Source organism: Amycolatopsis sp. CA-230715 (assembly GCF_018736145.1).
GTDB lineage: Bacteria > Actinomycetota > Actinomycetes > Mycobacteriales > Pseudonocardiaceae > Amycolatopsis.
On record NZ_CP059997.1, the window covers coordinates 3,669,147 to 3,685,183 of the forward strand.

A 16,037-nucleotide genomic window follows, 5' to 3' on the forward strand; every position below is an offset into this window, starting at 1 on the left:
ACCGCCGCGATGCGGTACAAGGACATCGTCGCCTCGCTGTCGCGGGCGGACGAGGATCTGCGCGCCTGGGAGCAGAACAGGGCGATCGAACTCGAAGGCGCGATCGCCGATGCGGCCGCATCGGTCGAGGCGGCACGCGAGCGGGAAGAGCGGGCGACCCAGCGCGCCCAGCACTGGTGGCGGATGGCCGCGGACAACGTGTCCCGCCTTCCCTGGCTCGAACTCGACGAGCCACCCGGCCCGGATCCCACCGCGCGGTACGACTGGCTCTCCCGGTACGTCGACGGCGTCAAACCGCTCTACAACGATCTCGTGCAGGCCGTGCTCCAGCTCGGCTGGCGCGCCCGCCGCTGAACCGAGCGATGCAAACGCATCGCATCGCGAGATCGCGCACCGCGCGAAACTCCCGCACCCCGAAGCAGGGGTCACTCCACCCGGCGCGCCCGCCGCACACTCGTCGCGACCGAACCCGCGAGCAGCAGCGGCACCACCATCAACACCACCGCCACCCACGGCAGGGCCACCGGCGCCCCGCCCAGCACGAGCCCGCCCGCCAGCGCTCCCCCGGCGACCGCGCCGTTCCAGCTCGCGACGGTCAGCGACTGGGCGGTGTCGGCCGTGCGGCCGGCGAGCATCGCGGTGATCGCTTGGAACGAGGTCGGCGCGCCGCCGAAGGCGAGTCCCCACACCGCGCTCGCCGCGAGCAGCACGCCGACGCTGTGGCTGCCGACGGCGATCACGGCGAAGCAGCAGGCGGCCGTCGCCGCGCAGCAGAGCAGGACGGCGCGCGGATGCCGGTCGAGCACGACGCCGACCAGCCACAGGCCCGCCACCGTGGCCAGCCCGAACAGCAGCAGCCCGGTGCTGAGCAGCCCGGCGTGCCCGGCGCGGGCGTAGACCGGGCCGAGATAGGTGTAGAAGAGGTTGTGCGCCAAGGAAAACGTGATCACCAGTGCCAGCAGCGGGCGCAGGCCGGGTGTCCGCAGGACGGTGCGCGGGCTCGCGCGCGTGCCGCGGGCCTCCCCCGCCAGCGGCGGGACGACCGCGGCCACCCACCAGAGCAGCGGCAGCGCGATCAACGCCATCACGACGAACACCCAGCGCCAGCCGACGAGGTCGCCGAGCGCGGCCCCGGCCGGCACGCCGAGCGCGAAGCCGACCGGGGTGCCCGCCATCGCGACCGCGAGCGCGCGGCCGGACCGGTCGGCCGGGACGAGCCGCATGGCGTAGTTCGCGACGAGCGACCACAGGACACCGGTGATCGCGCCGGAGACGATCCGCGCCAGCAGCACGAGCGCGAACCACGGGGAAACGGCAACGACCAGGTTGGTGACCACGAACCCGGCGACGAGCGCGAGCAGGAGCTTCTTGCGCGGCAGACCGGCGGTCATCGCGGTGAGCGGCACCGAAGTCAGCGCGGTGGTGATCGCGTACACCGTGACGAGTTGCCCCGTCGCCGACGGCGAGACACCGAGATCGGCCGACGCCGGGAGCAGGATCCCGGCGGGCACGACCTCGGTGAGGCAGCCGAGGAACACCGACGTGGCCAGTGCGAGGAGCGCGGGCAGCGGCAGCTTGGTGGCGCGGCCGGGTGGTGCGGCGAGGTTCATGATCGAGTCCCAAAACACCCTCGGGCGGCACCGGGCCGCGAGTCCGATGTCGTCGGCAGAAGGAAGGCGGCAGGAGGAAAGCGGCCGGGTGGCACGGCACCCGGCCGCGGCTCCTACGCCGTGTGGAGCAGGAGGTTGTTCGATCCCGCGCCGGGGTCGGAGATCTTGTCCTTCGTCGCCGCCCCTGCCAACGCTTCGGCCAACGCGTCCGAGGTGGTGTCGGGATGCGCGGACAGGTACATCGCGGCCACGCCCGCGGCCTCGGCGGACGCAATCGACGTACCCGAAACCGTCGTGCAGGCCGTATCGCTCCGGCTGTCCGCGGTCTTGATGTCCTTGCCGGGCGCGTAGAGGTCGACGCACCCGCCGAAGTTCGACGACGCCACCCTGCGGTCGGTCGCGTCGGTGGCGCCGACCGTGATCCCGGTGGTCTGGCGCGCCGGGGTGCTGTCGCAGGCGTCGGCACCGCCGTTGCCCGCGGCCGTGGTGTAGGCGAGCCCGAGCTGCGTCATCTTGTACAGCTGGATGTCGACGACCGTGCCGCCGGGACCCGCGAAGCTGAGGTTGAGCAGCGCCGGGCGCTTCGCGTTGACGTTGACCCAGTCCAGCGCGGTCAGGATCTGCTCGGAGGTGCCCTTGCCGTCGCAGCCGAGCGTCCGGACCGATTCGACCGACGCCTCCTTCGCGATCCCGAAGTTCTTGCCCGCGATCGTGGCGGCGACCCGCGTGCCGTGCCCGTTGCAGTCGGTGCCGCTCTGGTTCCCTGCCGGGTCGACGGCGTCGAACGCCGCGTGCGCGCGGCCGCCGAAGTCCTGGTGGCTGGTGCGCACGCCGGTGTCGAGCACGTAGACGTGCACGTTGGCGGCGGTGTTCGGGTAGGTGAACCGGTGGTCGAGCGGCAGCGCGGGCTGGTCGATGCGGTCCTGGCCCCACGACGGCGGGTTCTCCTGCGTGGCAGCCGCGGTGTAGACCTGGTTCGCGCCGACGGTGCTGACGGCCTCGTCGGAGAGGTACTTCGTGTGCTGCTCCTCGGTGAGGTCGACGGAGAACGCCTGCGAGACGGAGTAGTAGACGCGGCGGAGGGTGCCCCCGTACTTGCCGATCATCGCGTTCGCGGCCGCGGTGACCTTGTCCTTTTCCGCGGCCATCGGCTTCAGGCGCACGATGTACACCGCGGTCGCGGCGGACGTGGCGCTCGCGGGAGCCGCGGTCACGGCGGCCGCGGGCAGTACGCCGACCGCGGCCGCGAAACAGACCGCCAGCACGGCGGCCCTTGGCTTGCGCTTCATGGAGAACCCCTTCGAGGGTGCGGGTGGATCACCGCCGGGACCGGTCCGCCCAGCCCCGGCGGCGAAGACATCAGTGGCTCAGAGGCCGTTGAGCCAGGTGCGGAGGTCGTTGGGCCCGCTGCCGGTGTCGAAACCGACGACCCGGCTGCCCTTCTCCTTGCCGCTCGCGATGTCGATCAGCGTCGGGATGTACTCGACGTTGTACTTGCTCGCGATGTCCTGGTTCGTCTTGTGGTCGCTCAGGTCGACCTTCGCCCAGATCCACTTGCCCTTGTCGGCGGTGTGGTACTTCTCCAGGTACGGCTCCATGTTCTTGCACGGGCCGCACCAGGTCGCGTAGAAGTCCAGCACCACGGGCTTGGTCTTGGACATCTCCATGACCTGGTCGTAGTTGGCCGAGGTCACGTCGACGATGGTGTCGTCCTGCGGCGCGAGCGTGGTCGCCGCGGCGGGGGTCACCGCCGCCCCGCCGACGAGCCCGGCGGTCATCGCGACGGCGGCCGCGAGCACGCGCATCCTGCTTCCCATTTTCTCTCCTTCTATTCGGTGCGGTTACCGGAAACCGGCGCGGGCTGCGCCGTCGTCTGGGGCCCCGACTCGGTGGCGTATCCGGCGGCGACCCAGTCTTCGATCCCCTCGCGGTACTTGCGGACGTCGGTGTAACCGAGTTCGAGGAGGCGCGCGCCGACGAACTCGCTGTTGCGGCACGGGGTGTTGGCGCAGTAGACGACCACGGCGGCCGAGGGGTCCGGCAGCACCGACGGGGCGTGCGCGTCGGTGAACTCCGCGGCCTGCTCGTAGGGGAAGCCGGGGATGTTGCGGGCGCCGGGGAGGTGCTCCCGCTCGTAGTAGGTCACCGGCATCGTGTCGACCACGATCACCGTGCCCTCGTCCATTTCGCGCTTGAGCTCTTCGCGCCCGATCAGCGGCAGCATGCCCGTTCCTTCCTTGGTCCGTCGGCGGGCCGGGAAGAGCCGGCTCGCCGCGAGGTAGCTGACGAAAGCCACGACCACCGAATTGATCGCGGGGATCCCGAAGTCGAAGAAGACGGCGAACGCCGTGCCCAGCGCCCAGCTGACGAGCGCGGACGGCATCCAGTCGCGGTGCGCGCCCGGCGCGGAACCGTGTTCGCGCAAGGCGTCGAACACGGGACGGCAGCGCCGCACGACGAAGTACTCCGCGATCAGCACGCCCGCCACCGGCGGGGTGAGCACGCCGACCGCGGTCAGGAAGCCCGCGAAGTCGTCGGCGATCCCGAACGCGGACGCGGCCGTGCCGAGCACGCCGAGCACGAGCACCACGTGCACGCGGGCGACCTTGCGGCCGAACAGCACGTCCACGACGTTGACCAGGCCGAGCGACGAGGAGTACAGGTTCCAGTCGTTGATCTTGAGGATCGCGGTGGCGAGCACGAGGGTGCCGAGCACGCCCGACGACGAGGTGATGATGCCGACGATGTCGGACGAAGCCGTGGCGTGCGCGAGCAGCACGCCGATGAGCCCGATCAGGTACTCGCCGAGCGTCACGCTGATCAGGGTCTGCTTGACCACGTCGCCGGGAGTCCGGTTGAACCGCGTCATGTCCGGGGTCATCAGCGCGCCGAGGATGAACGCGCCCGCGACCAGCGTGGTGCCCGCGCCGAGGGACAGCGGCGGCCCCGGCGGCGGGCCGGAAACCAGCGCCGGCAGCGAATGGCTGCCGAGTGCGTCCACAATGGAGTATCCGGCCAGCAGCAGGAACGCGGGCACGGTCAGGTACGCGGTCCAGGCCATGATGCGGAAGCCGTAGACGGTGATCGCGGTGATCACGACCCCGCCGAGCACGGCCCACGCCCATTCCGGCACGGCGCCGCCGAGCGCGTGCATGCCGTGCGCGAAGATCCCGTTCTGCACGCCGAACCAGCCGGCGAGGCTGATCGCGACGAGCAGCCCGACGAGCGCGGACCCCTTGCGGCCGAACCCGGCCCAGCGGGCGAGCACGGAGGTGGACAGTCCTTCGCGGACCCCGGCGATGCCGAGCAGGACGGTGATCACTTCGAGCAGCACCGAGCCGATCGTGATCGCCAGTACCGCGTTCCAGAACGTCATGCCGTAGCCGAGGATCGCGCCGACGATGAACTGCTGGAACGAGGACACCTGGCCGAAGCGCTGCACCGCGACCGACGGCCAGGACCGGCGCTCGGCCGCGGGCACCGGGGTGAGCGAATAGTCGTCGTGACGGTCAGTCATCGGTTCGCCGCCTCCAGCACGGGTTCGCGGACCACCAGGAATCCCTGCCCCGCGTGCGGCCGGAACGAGAATTCGCGGTCGAAGAACCGTTGCAGGAAAGGCACGCGCTGGTGGTAGACGAACATCGAACCGGTATTACCGGTGATCGTTCCGGACGCCGCGAACAACGGCAGTTCGGCGAGGAAGTACTGAACGGCCAGCCGCAGTCTCGCCGGATTCGACCCGGTATCGGTTTTCCCTTGCAGCACCCAGGAAGAAGCACCATAGCAGGCCGCCCGAAAAACGCGGTCGGATTCGAAGCGTTCTTCCACTTCGTTCGCCAGCCTGCGGTACGCGAGCATGTCGCGGAGCCGCGCCATGCCGAGCACGCGGCTCGCCGGATCGGCGATGCCGATGGCGGTGAGCGCCGCGGTGATCTTGTTGTGCACGTGGCAGGCCTGGCGGTGCGCCTTCTGCTTCGCCCGTGCGGGCGGGTATCCCATCGCTTCGAGCGTGTACGCCGTGACGTCGTCCGGCACGAAGAAATGGAATTCGGCGAAGTTCTCCGCGGTCCACGCGGCGAGCCGGATGAGCCGTTCCGCGGTGAAATAACCGTTGAACGGGCTCACGCCGACGCAGGCGTGCGGCACGTCCGGAAACAACCGGGCGCAGCCGGACGAGAGGGGACTCGCTTCGAACATGGAGGATTCGCCACCTTTCCCTTGCTTTCCCCTGGCGGTCCCGAACGGGTCTGCTCACTGTGGCCGAGATCGGCACGCGCGGGTAATGCCGAAGGGTTATGCCTCCGGCGCGGCGGTGACCGTGCGAATTCCCTACTTTGGTCGGGTGGCGACCACCCTTTCGCAGGTGCAACCGCGGGCGCGCCTGCCATACGGTGATCACCGTGGAGCTGGAACTGAAGCATCTGCACCACCTCCGGGTTGTCGCGAAAGCGGGCAGCCTGAACCGCGCCGCCGCCCAACTCGTCCTCCCGCAGCCCGCGCTCAGCCGCGAACTGCGGCGGATCGAACAACTCCTCGGTGACGAACTGTTCGAACGCGACCGCACCGGCGTGCGGCCGACGGCGTTCGGGCAGCTGATCCTCGACTACGCGGACGGGATACTCGCCCACACCGCGAAGATCGGCTCCGATCTCGCGCACCAGTGCGCCCATCGCACGAAGGCGCTGCGCGTCGGCTGGTCGGCCACCGCGCTGTCCGGCCTGCTGCTCGACGCGCTCGACGTCACCGGGTACGGCGACCAGGCCGAGATCCGGACCGCCGAGTCCACCGCGGAGATGCTCGAATGGTTCGGCCGCGGCGAACTCGACCTCGCCGTCCTTTCGGAACAGTGCGAGGTACCGCTCCCGGCGAACACGGGCCGCGTGGACCTTTCCGACGACCCCCTGCTGATCATGCTGCCCGACTGGCATCCGCTGGCGTCGCGGCAGTCCGTCCAGCTCGCCGAGCTGGAACACGAGCGGTGGATCTCGTCGACGGGGCCGGACCGCTGCCGCGAGTTCCTCAAGCGCGTGTGCCGCCCGTTCGGGTTCTCACCGCAGATCGCGCACCACGTGTCGGTGTCGGGTCCGCGCGACGAAATCGTCCGCTACCAGGGCGACGTGACGCTCGTGCAGACGTTGCGCCCGCTGGCGCCCGGCGTGGTGCACCGGCCGATCTCGGACCTGCTCATGCGCACCAGCCATTTCCTGCTGTACCGGGAGGACAGTCCGATCGCGGCGCGGATCGACGTGCTCGCCGGGCTGATCACCGACGCCTACTGGGAAGGGCGCCGCGGTGAGCGCGTGCCGTCGCGGACGTTCCCCGCGGGCCTGCCGCGGCTCGCCACGCGCACCAGCTGAGCGAGCGCGGTGGACATCGAGCTGCGGCAGTTGAGGATCCTCACCGCGGTGGCCGAGGCGGGCGGGCTGGCCGGTGCCGCCGTCGCGCTGGGCATGAGCCAGGCGAAGCTCGAGCAGCAGGTCCAGCGGCTCGAGCGCATGGTCGGGGCCGCGTTGCTGCACGACGGGCCCGCCGGGATCACGTTCACCGAAGCCGGCGAGGTGCTGCTCGAACACGCTTCGGTGGTGCTGCCGCAGTTCGACCGGATGCTGGCGGCCGCGCGGGCCGGTGCCGAAGCGCCCGCGCCGAACGTGGTCCGGATCGGCGCGGTCGCGACGCCGGTCCTGCCGGGGCTCGTCCGCGCGATCGACGAAGCCGTCCCCGGCGCGGAACTGTCGGTGCGGATCGAGGAACCGGGCACGGATCTGGCCGAAGCCCTGTTGCGCGACGAACTCGACCTCGCCGTCGTGCGGCAGCACCCGGCGACCGGGGGCGCGCTGCCGCCGTCGCTCGCGTGCTCGCCGGTGGCGACCGAACCGCTGTTCGTCGGCATCCCGCCGGGGCACGCGCTCGGCACGCCGGTGTCGATCGCGCCCGCCGCGCTTTCGGGACACCGGTGCGTGCTGCTCGACCAGTCCGTCCAGCCGCTGACGCTGGCGGTGCTCGTCGCCTTCGCCGACGCGGGCGCCGATCCGCGCTTCTGCTACGCCGCCAGCGAATGGGCGGCGCTCTGCCTCGGCAGCGGCACCGGCATCCTGACCGTGACGGCGCCGCCGACGACGCCGATGCCGGGAACCGCGTACCGGCCCGTGCGGTGCGCCGCGGCGATGTCGGCGCTCGTGCTCGCCTGGGTGCCGGGCGGGCCGGTCACCGACTGCGCCGCGCGCATCCACGAAGCCGCGATGGAGACCCACGCCGACTGCCTGCGCGCGCTCGCCACCGGCCCCTGACCACGCGCCATTCGATCACGGAATTTCCGCGCAATTCGTCATCATTCCACGAATACGGCGCTTCCGAACCGAAATCGGCGTTCATTCGGGCAATGCCGTTGATTCCCCTGCCGCACTACTGGAAATCTTCGACTCGTTCCTTCGAATCAACCCACGGAGTGTGGCAAATGGCTCTTTCGCGCAAAATCGGGGCACTCGGCGTCCTCACCGCCGCGACCGCGGCGATCGCCCTGTCGACCGTCGGTACCGCCAGCGCCAGCTGGGTCGCGGGGACCTACCACAGTCCGGCCGACTGCCAGTCGGCAGGGAACTGGCTGGCCCAGCAGGGCAGGGCCCACTACTTCCACTGCGACTACGGAATCGTGGCCGGACAAGGTCCGGAATGGACACTCGTAGTCGAGTGGTGACGTACTGAGGAATGCGGCGGTTCTCGCTGAGTCATTCGACGAGAACCGCTTTTCCCGGTTGCGCCGGACGGCTCAATGCGGTTCGAGCTGCGCCGCGCAAGCTCGGCGGATTTCGGCCGCGAGGACCGTTTCGTCCTGTCCCCAGTGCTCACCCCACTCGTCGGCGAACAGGCTGGTCCGGCCGAGCGGAAGCCGCACCAGCCCGTCGTCATAGGACGTCTTGAGCGCGATCTCTCCCACCCGTTCCGCGACCTCTCGCTCGTCGACGAGCCCGTCGGCGAACAGGCGGGCGAAGTGGGTGAAGAGCACATCGGCGGCCTCGGCGACGGTGTCCGGAGGTGTCACCCCGCAGGAAGCAAGCGCTTGCGGTAGGACGGCGCGGACCTCGTCGCCATCCGTGCCGTCCAACGCGGCCAGCACGACGAGCGCGTCGGAATCACCGAGGCCGCCGGCGAGCCAGTGCGCCGCCCATAGCGGAACCCGCTCGACGTGGATCAGGCCCACCGCGGCACCGGCGGCGACCAGTTCCGGCGACGGGACCGCTCGCCCGAACACCGCTCACCGCCTCGGGAAGACCCGGTCCAGCCAGTCGGCCAGGTCGTAGAAGGCGTCGAGGACGCGGTTTCCCGCCGACGGCCGGAACCGCACGAGCTGCGGGTCATGATCGCTGGCCTGGTCGGCGAACTCGGCGTTGATGTGCACCACGTCGTAGTCGATTCCCCGCGGCGCGGGCGAGGAAAGGATGTGGTCGAGCACCTGCGAGTTGCCTTCGAAGACGTAGCTGTACCGCTCCTGCGGCGGCAGCGTGTCGATCAGCGCTTTGAGCCCGCCGCCCGCGGTGAGCGTCTGGACGGTCTTCGAGAACGGGTAGTCGTTCAGGTCGCCCGCTACGACCACGTTCGCCCCGCGGTCCGCGGCCAGCAGCTTGCCGACGAAATCGTGCACAAGCTGGGCCTGCTGCACCCGCTGCACCTCGGAGCTCCGGGTCGGCGGCTGGTACCGGCCCTGCGTCGGCTGGTCGCCGCCCTTCGAGTTGAAGTGGTTCGCGACCACGAACACGGTGCGCCCGCCGAACACGAACTCGCCCGCGAGGGGCTTGCGGCTGGCCGTCCACGCCGCGTTCCCCGGCTCGACGCGGCCAGGTGAGATCGACAGCTGCGGCTTGCCGTGCACGGTGTTCACCGCGACCGGCGTGGTCGCGTCACCGCCGGGCCGGTCGACGAACGAGACGCGCGCGGGGTTGAACAGGAACCCGACGCGGATGTTGCCACCCGGCTCGCCGCCGTCCTTCTTGTCTTCCGGGTCGATCTCGCGCCACTCGTAGTGCGGGCCGCCCGCGGCGGCGATCGCGGCGGTGAACCGGTTCAACGTCTCGTCGGCGGCCACCACGCCGTCGCCGTTCCCGTCGGCGCCGTTGTTGTCCTGGATTTCTTCGAGCGACACGATGTCGGGGTTCGCCAGGTTGTCCACGACGCCGTGCGCGAGCTGGTCGAACTTGGCCTGGTCGTCGACCGCGGACAGGTTCTCCACGTTGTAGGTCGCGACCGCCAGCTCACCGCTGCGCTGCTTGCGGGTGACTTCCCGCTGCAGGCCGTTGTCCTTGACCTGGCCGAGTTCGCTCGCGAAGAGCGTGTAGCCGCCGAAGCTGTCGAATTCGAGCGGGCCCGAGGTGCGGCCGGTGAGCACGTCACCGGTGTTGGCCTTCGGGAACGGGCGCTGCGAGAACGGAATGATCGACTCGACCTTCAGCACGCCGGTGTTCTGCTGGTCGTACCCGCCGTAGAGGGTGCCGCCGCGCGGGGTCGGGCGCTGCTCCGGTTTCGTGGTCACGTACAGCTCGCCGTACTCGGTGCTGCGGCCGACGATGCGGGCGTCGGAAACGCTGACGATCTCGCTTTCGTGCGCTTCCCAGAAGTCGAGCGCGTACTTCGACGGTTCGAGGGTCAGCGGTTCGATGTTGCCGCCTGCCTGTGGCGCGAGCTGCGCGGGCACGGTGTCGGGAGCCAGCACCGTCGGTGCGGGGAGCGGGTTGCCCGAGGATCCGACCGTCCACTTCGCACTCGTCAGCTCGGTGAGCGACTGGTACTTCGAGGTGGCGGGCGCGTCCGGGTAGAACTCGCGAACGGTGCCGCTCGCCGTCACCGCGTCGCCGACGGCGAGGTCGGGCGTGGTCGACCCGGTGAACACGAACAGGCCCTCGCTGGTGCGCGGATCGGCGTCGGGCACCGGGTCGGTCATCCAGAAACCGCGAGCCGAGCCGAACGTCCGCAGTGCGGTCACGACGCCGGTGACGTCGCTGACCTGCTTGTCCTTGAACGGTGAGAGGCGGGTGACGCCCTGGATGTCGTGGATCTTCGCGGGGGTGCCGGGCTGGCCGGGGTCGCCGCCGGGGGTCTCGCCCTTGGCGTTCGTCGGAGTCGGCGCGCCCACGGCGAAGTCGGCCGCGTTGTCGTCGGTGTCGGCGAGCCGCGCGCCGCGTGCCACCGAGGTGGTGTTGGTGGTCGCCGCGGCCGCGGTGCCCTCGCGGACGGCCGCGTCGCCGTATCCGACGAGATCGCGCACGTTCGCGTCCGCCGCGCAGTCTGCCGCGGTGCGGCAGGTCAGCGGCTGGGTCGTGGCGACGAGCGCGACGGTGCCCGCGGTGCCGGACAGGTTGATGCCGCCGGTCGCGTCGGCGGCGGGCAGCGCGGTCGTGCCGCTGTTCCCCTTGGCCTCCGCGACCAGGTAGCGGCCGCCGGGCCGCACGGCGCCGGTGAGCGGGGTGACCTGCCATTTGCTCGTCGGGCCCGGAGCCGCGGGCAGGTACTGCACGCTCCAGCCGGTGAGGTCGGCCGCGCCGGTGCCCCTGGTGGCCAGCTCGACGAAGTCGTTGGTCAGCGTGGCGCCGCTGTTGCCGCCGCCCCCGTACACCTCGGCGAGCACCGCGCCGGTGCTCGGGGTCGCGGCGGCGGGGACGGCGAGACTGGTCACCGTCAGCACCATCGCGCCCGCCAGCACACCCAGTTTCCGGCGATATGTCACGCTGCGTCCCCTTACGTGAGAAGCGGTCGAGGCATGTTCCCCCGATCCGGCGAGCAACGGTACGTCGAAGCGGCAACGATTCGTGATACTTCCGCTGAACTGATCCACCGCGAGCCCTCGAATTGGCCCAGTGGTCTTGGTCAGTATTGGAACTTCTACCTGGTCAATCGGCGACCTACGGTTACCCGCGTGACTTCCGCACTGGTTCCTCCCGCAGGCCCGTCCCGGGTGCTCGCGGTGGCGCAGCTGACCAACTCGGTCGGCGACGGGGCGTACTACGTGACGTCGGCCCTGTACTTCACCAGGGTCATCGGCCTCTCCCCCGCCCAGGTCGGGCTCGGGCTGACGATCAGCTGGGCGGTCGGGTTCCTCGCCGCGACCCCGCTCGGCCACCTCGCCGACCGGCACGGCCCTCGCGCCACCGCGATCCTGCTCGCGCTGGCGACGAGCGCGTTCGTCGGCTCGTTCCTGTTCGCGCGGTCGTTCCCGGCGTTCGTGCTCGTCGCGTGCCTTTACGCGAGCAGCCAGTGCGGGCTCACCGCCGCGCGGCAGGCACTGCTGGCGGGGCTCGTGACGGCCGCCGAGCGGACCAGGATCCGGGCCTACCTGCAGTCCGCGACCAACGCGGGGCTCGCCGTCGGCGCGGCGCTCGGCGGGATCGCGCTGCGCGTGGACACGCCCGCCGCCTACCTGACCGTCTTCGGCATGGACGCCGTCGCCTTCCTCGCCTCGGCCGCGGTCCTCCGGCGAGCCCCGCACGTGCCGCCCGCGCCCGCCGTGACGGGACGCGAGCCGAAGCTCGCGGTACTGCGCGACGCGCCCTACGCGGTGGTGTCCTTCCTGAACATGCTGATGCTGCTGCACATCCCGCTCATCGGGCTCGCGATTCCACTGTGGATAGTCGAGCGGACGCAGGCGCCGACCTGGCTGGTGTCGGCGATGCTGGTGCTCAACACGCTGAGCGTGGTCGCGTTCCAGGTCCGGATAGCGCGCCGGGTCACCGGAACGGCGACGGCGTCGCGGTCGGTCCGCCGAGCGGGTCTGGTGCTGCTCGCTTCGTGCGCGGTGTTCGCGGTATCGGCGGCGGGCGGCTCGCCGTGGGTGGCCGCGGCGGTCCTGCTCGTCGCCGCCGGGTTGCAGACACTCGGCGAGATGATGCAGAACGCGGGTGGCTGGGAGATCGGGTTCGCACTGGCACCGGCCGGGAAACAGGGCCAGTACCAAGGGTTCTTCGGTTCCGGGTTCGCGGTCGCGAGGATGCTCGGGCCGCTGCTGCTCACCACGCTCGTGCTGTCCTGGGGGCCGCTCGGCTGGCTGCTGCTCGGCGGCGTGTTCGCGGCGGCGGGCGTCGCGATGGGCCCGGCGACGCGCTGGGCGGAGCGGACGCGGCAGGACGCGGACACCGATAGTCCACAGAGGACCCGGCTCGTCGGGTCCTCTGTGGACGGGTGATCAGAACGGGCGGTCGCCTTCGATCGCGACGCGTTCGGCGACGCGGGGATGCGGGTGGTAGTCGTTCACCGCGTAGTGCTGGGTCGCCCGGTTGTCCCAGAACGCCACCGAGTTCTCCGCCCACTTGAACCGGACCTGGTACTCGGGCACGTGCGCCTGCTGGAACAGGAACCGGAGCAGCCGGTCGCTCTCGTCGCGCGGCAACCCGACGATGTGCGTGGTGAACGCCTGGTTCACGAACAGCGTGCGGCGCCCCGTTTCCGGGTGCGTGCGCACCACCGGGTGCTCGACCGGCGGGTAGTCGTCCTGCCACGCGGCGAGCAGCGCGGGATCGGCGAACCGGTCGAACCCCGGCAGGTAGTCGTGCACCGCGGTCCGCCCGTCGATCCGCTCGCGGACCTCCGGCGGCAGGTTGTCGTACGCGGCCGCCATGTCGGCCCACATCGTGTCGCCGCCGACTGGCGGCACTTCGACCAGGCGCAGCACCGAGCCGAGCGCCGGGTTCGGCCGCCAGGTGACGTCGGTGTGCCAGATGTTCTCGTACCCCGGCATCGACGCGCCCCGCGTGAACCGGGTGACCTCGTCGGTGTCACCGGCCGGGATGAACGGGTTCGTTTCGAGCGGGCCCCAGTGCGCGGCGAACGCGCGCTGCTGCGCCGGGGTGATCCGCTGGTCGCGGAAGAACAGCACCTTCCACTCCAGCAGCGCGCGGTTGAGCTCGGCGCGCAGTTCGGGGGTCAGCTCGGTGCCGAGGTCGAAACCGTGGATCTCGGCACCGATCACGGCACCGAGCGGGCGCAGGTCGAACAGGTCGTAGGGACGCGGTTCGGCGCCGGGGAGGCGGCGCAGGACGCGCGGGCCTTCGAGGATCCCGCCTTCGGGCACGGTGGCCTCGCGCAGGGCAGGGGCGGACACGTCAACGGACACGGTGGTACCTCACTGTCGTTCGAGGGAATTTCGTTTCGGTGCGGGAAAAAGGGCTACTTCGGCGGTGAGCCGAGGCGGCCGCGCCGCACGAGCAGGGCGGCGACACCGAAACGAACCGAGCGCCAGGGAAGGCGACGCGGACACGGGACAGCTGCGTGTTCCCGAACGGTTGACATGCCTCGATGATCAGCCCCGCGCCGGGTCAGCGTCAAGGCTTCCAGCATGTGGACGGGCACCGCGCTAGACCATCCGGCCCAACTTCGCGCGAACGCGTGTGGGCGGCACCAGCGGGGGTAACCGAAGTCAATCACGTTGGGAGAAGGGAGATCCACCGATGGCCGACTCCGCCCTCGGCGCGACCGAAGCGCTGGCGAAGGCACGCAAGGCCGCGAGCAAGCTCAAACGCAAGGACGCGGCGGTGTACTGGGCGACCGTGGCGCAGACCGCCGTGCTGACCGAGATCCGCGACGAACTGCGCGCGCTGAACCAGCACTCCGGCGGCGTCACGCTGCCGGACGACGCTCCCGCGAAACGGCGCACTTCCGTTGCGGTGCAAGAACCCTAGCGTCGTCCGGTCCACTCCGTTCCGCCGCGGTGGGCGGGCGCCGCGCCCGCTGGTGAGCGGGGGGGGAACCGGCCCTTTCCCTTATTTCCCCAGGGAAAACGCGTCGAAGTCGTGCTCGTTGGACGGGCCGCGCAGGGCCCACAGGCGCCCGTCGTGCCAGAAGTACTGGAAGTCCTGGGTGATCGGGGCGCCGCCGCTCGGCGTGGCCAGCGGGTAGGTCTCTACGGGGCCGGGAGCACCGTCGGCCAGCGAGAACCGCGCGATCCGCTGGTCCCCGCTTGGCGTCGCCGGGGACACCAGCACCACCACCGAGTCGCCTTCCACCGCGAGCGGCATGATCGCCTTGCCGTCGGCGAGGGGCCGTTCCCACTTCTTCGCCCCGGACGCGATGTCGTAGGCGACGAGCTTGTTGGTGCCGTTGAGCGGGATCGCGGTGACCGTGACGAACAGCCCGCCGGAGATCAGGAAGCGGCGGCCTGGCTGGCGGTTGTCCACCGCGTCGACACCGGCGCCGTCGCCCGCGAGCGATTCCGCGGTGCCGGGGTGCCCCGCGTCGATCGTCCCGACCTTGTCGAACTTGTCGTCCATCACGATGTAGACGGCGTCCTCGACACCGCGGTTGACCAGCGCCACCGGCGGGTCGGCCGACAGCAGGCGCGGGGTGGCGAACCGCTGGCTGCTGTCCTTCGAGGTGTAGTCGACGCCCTGGCTCAGCGTGCCGGTGGCGGGATCGAGCGTGGCGAAGGTGATCGCGGGATCGGAGATGAACCCGCTGAGCGACACGACCAGTGACTGCTTTCCTGGCCGCATGCCCATGATCGCGCTGCTCCCCGAGTCGCCGCCGGTCGGCTTGACCACGGGCTTCACCCAGCGCCGCTGACCGGTGGCGAGGTCGAGACCGACGGTCCCGTACTTCTGGGCGAGCACCACGACGTCACCCATGATTTCCAGCGCGGCGCCGGTGGGCTTGCTCGGGCTCGAACCCTGCGGCGCGTCGAACGGCTGCTGCCAGCCGAGCTGCCCGGTCTTCACGTTCAGCACGGCGGCGAACTGGCACACCGGGTCCTTCTGCTCGGTCAGCTCCTTGCCGTAGGCGACGGGCAGCTGGTCGCCGACCACCCTGGTGCCCGCACCGCAGAACTTGCCGCCCTCCGGCGCGGGTGTCCGCCACGCCTGCTTGCCATCGCCCTTGGCGAACGCCGTGATCGCGCCTTCGTGCGCGACGACAACCGTGTCACCGACCTCCCACGACCCGAGCCCCTTCTCGTGCTCGGGACGGTCGAGGTGCACCTGCCAGCTCTTCGACGCGGGCTGCTCGGGGCCGCCCGCCCGCGCCGGCGCGGGGTCCGAACCCGAGGTGAGCACGATCGGCACCACCACCGCGGCGGCGACCACGACGACCAGCAGGGGCGCCAGCCACAGCCAGAACTTCTTGTTCTTCGGCTTCTGCGGCGGCGGTCCGGCGGGCGGCTGGTACCACTGCTGCTGGGGGTACTGGCCTTGCGGCGGGTACGGCCCCTGCGGGAAACCGCCCGGCGGCTGGTTCTGGTTGCCCTGCCAGCCGGGGTGCTGCTGCCCCATGTCTCGCCCTCTCTGCACTTGCCCCCACCACGGCGGGATCGTAAACCGCCCCCGAGCCCGCCGTGCGCCGAACAGCCCATTCGTGTCGTTCCCCTTGCCGTGCCCGGTGGTGTGCGAGGATTCGCCGGCTCTGGCGTGGTGTCGAACGGGGTTGCGGTGCGGGTGCGGAATTGGCTGCCTGGAGCGG

The 16,037-nt window shown here is 70.7% G+C and carries 15 protein-coding genes; 6 read left to right on the forward strand and 9 right to left on the reverse strand.

Annotated elements, in window-relative coordinates:
• Positions 1-9: 9 nt before the first annotated feature.
• Positions 10-354: a hypothetical protein gene (locus HUW46_RS17135; RefSeq protein WP_215549927.1), complete on the forward strand. Its 345-nt coding sequence runs from the start codon at positions 10-12 to the stop codon at positions 352-354.
• A 71-nt stretch (positions 355-425) separates the two neighbouring features.
• Here the strand turns inward: HUW46_RS17135 and HUW46_RS17140 are convergent, their stop codons facing one another.
• The 5 genes from HUW46_RS17140 to HUW46_RS17160 all read right to left on the reverse strand — a co-directional run bounded on the left by HUW46_RS17140 (position 426) and on the right by HUW46_RS17160 (position 5,807).
• Entirely contained in the window at positions 426-1,610 is a 1,185-nt protein-coding gene (locus HUW46_RS17140) for an MFS transporter (protein WP_215548222.1), read from the reverse strand.
• A 113-nt stretch (positions 1,611-1,723) separates the two neighbouring features.
• Positions 1,724-2,899, reverse strand: a complete 1,176-nt coding sequence (locus HUW46_RS17145; RefSeq protein ID WP_215548223.1) for a S8 family peptidase — start codon at positions 2,897-2,899, stop codon at positions 1,724-1,726.
• A gap of 78 nt (positions 2,900-2,977) precedes the next feature.
• A complete protein-coding gene (locus HUW46_RS17150) occupies positions 2,978-3,427 on the reverse strand; it encodes a thioredoxin family protein (RefSeq protein WP_215548224.1) in 450 nt (149 codons plus the stop codon).
• 11 nt (positions 3,428-3,438) lie between these two features.
• Complete coding sequence (locus HUW46_RS17155; RefSeq protein ID WP_215548225.1) at positions 3,439-5,127, reverse strand: cytosine permease; 1,689 nt, start codon at positions 5,125-5,127, stop codon at positions 3,439-3,441.
• Positions 5,124-5,807 (reverse strand): tRNA-dependent cyclodipeptide synthase, encoded by a 684-nt coding sequence (locus tag HUW46_RS17160; RefSeq protein ID WP_215548226.1) that lies wholly within the window; start codon positions 5,805-5,807, stop codon positions 5,124-5,126. The genes HUW46_RS17155 and HUW46_RS17160 overlap by 4 nt, the downstream gene beginning before the upstream one ends.
• Positions 5,808-6,010: 203 nt before the next feature.
• Here HUW46_RS17160 and HUW46_RS17165 point away from each other — a divergent pair, with 203 nt between their 5' ends.
• The 3 genes from HUW46_RS17165 to HUW46_RS17175 all read left to right on the forward strand — a co-directional run bounded on the left by HUW46_RS17165 (position 6,011) and on the right by HUW46_RS17175 (position 8,304).
• Positions 6,011-6,967, forward strand: coding sequence for a LysR family transcriptional regulator (locus tag HUW46_RS17165; RefSeq protein WP_215548227.1), 957 nt, complete (start codon positions 6,011-6,013; stop codon positions 6,965-6,967).
• Between the two features lie 9 nt (positions 6,968-6,976).
• Positions 6,977-7,897, forward strand: a complete 921-nt coding sequence (locus tag HUW46_RS17170; RefSeq protein WP_215548228.1) for a LysR substrate-binding domain-containing protein — start codon at positions 6,977-6,979, stop codon at positions 7,895-7,897.
• Between the two features lie 167 nt (positions 7,898-8,064).
• Positions 8,065-8,304 (forward strand): hypothetical protein, encoded by a 240-nt coding sequence (locus HUW46_RS17175; RefSeq protein ID WP_215548229.1) that lies wholly within the window; start codon positions 8,065-8,067, stop codon positions 8,302-8,304.
• 72 nt (positions 8,305-8,376) lie between these two features.
• Here the strand turns inward: HUW46_RS17175 and HUW46_RS17180 are convergent, their stop codons facing one another.
• Positions 8,377-8,859: a hypothetical protein gene (locus HUW46_RS17180; RefSeq protein WP_215548230.1), complete on the reverse strand. Its 483-nt coding sequence runs from the start codon at positions 8,857-8,859 to the stop codon at positions 8,377-8,379.
• Positions 8,860-8,862: 3 nt separating this feature from the next.
• The gene (locus HUW46_RS17185) at positions 8,863-11,286 is read right to left on the reverse strand and encodes an endonuclease/exonuclease/phosphatase family protein (RefSeq protein WP_215549928.1); all 2,424 of its coding nucleotides are present in this window, start codon (positions 11,284-11,286) and stop codon (positions 8,863-8,865) included.
• A gap of 228 nt (positions 11,287-11,514) precedes the next feature.
• On the opposite strand from HUW46_RS17185, the gene HUW46_RS17190 reads away from it, so the two are divergent.
• Positions 11,515-12,777, forward strand: a complete 1,263-nt coding sequence (locus HUW46_RS17190; protein ID WP_254126255.1) for an MFS transporter — start codon at positions 11,515-11,517, stop codon at positions 12,775-12,777.
• On the opposite strand, the gene HUW46_RS17195 is transcribed toward HUW46_RS17190, so the two are convergent.
• Positions 12,778-13,704: a TauD/TfdA dioxygenase family protein gene (locus HUW46_RS17195; protein ID WP_215548232.1), complete on the reverse strand. Its 927-nt coding sequence runs from the start codon at positions 13,702-13,704 to the stop codon at positions 12,778-12,780. It abuts the gene before it with no gap.
• Positions 13,705-14,038: 334 nt separating this feature from the next.
• Between HUW46_RS17195 and HUW46_RS17200 the strand changes: the two genes are divergently transcribed.
• Entirely contained in the window at positions 14,039-14,269 is a 231-nt protein-coding gene (locus tag HUW46_RS17200; protein ID WP_215548233.1) for a hypothetical protein, read from the forward strand.
• Positions 14,270-14,350: 81 nt separating this feature from the next.
• Here the strand turns inward: HUW46_RS17200 and HUW46_RS17205 are convergent, their stop codons facing one another.
• Positions 14,351-15,868: an outer membrane protein assembly factor BamB family protein gene (locus HUW46_RS17205; RefSeq protein ID WP_215548234.1), complete on the reverse strand. Its 1,518-nt coding sequence runs from the start codon at positions 15,866-15,868 to the stop codon at positions 14,351-14,353.
• Positions 15,869-16,037 lie beyond the last annotated feature (169 nt).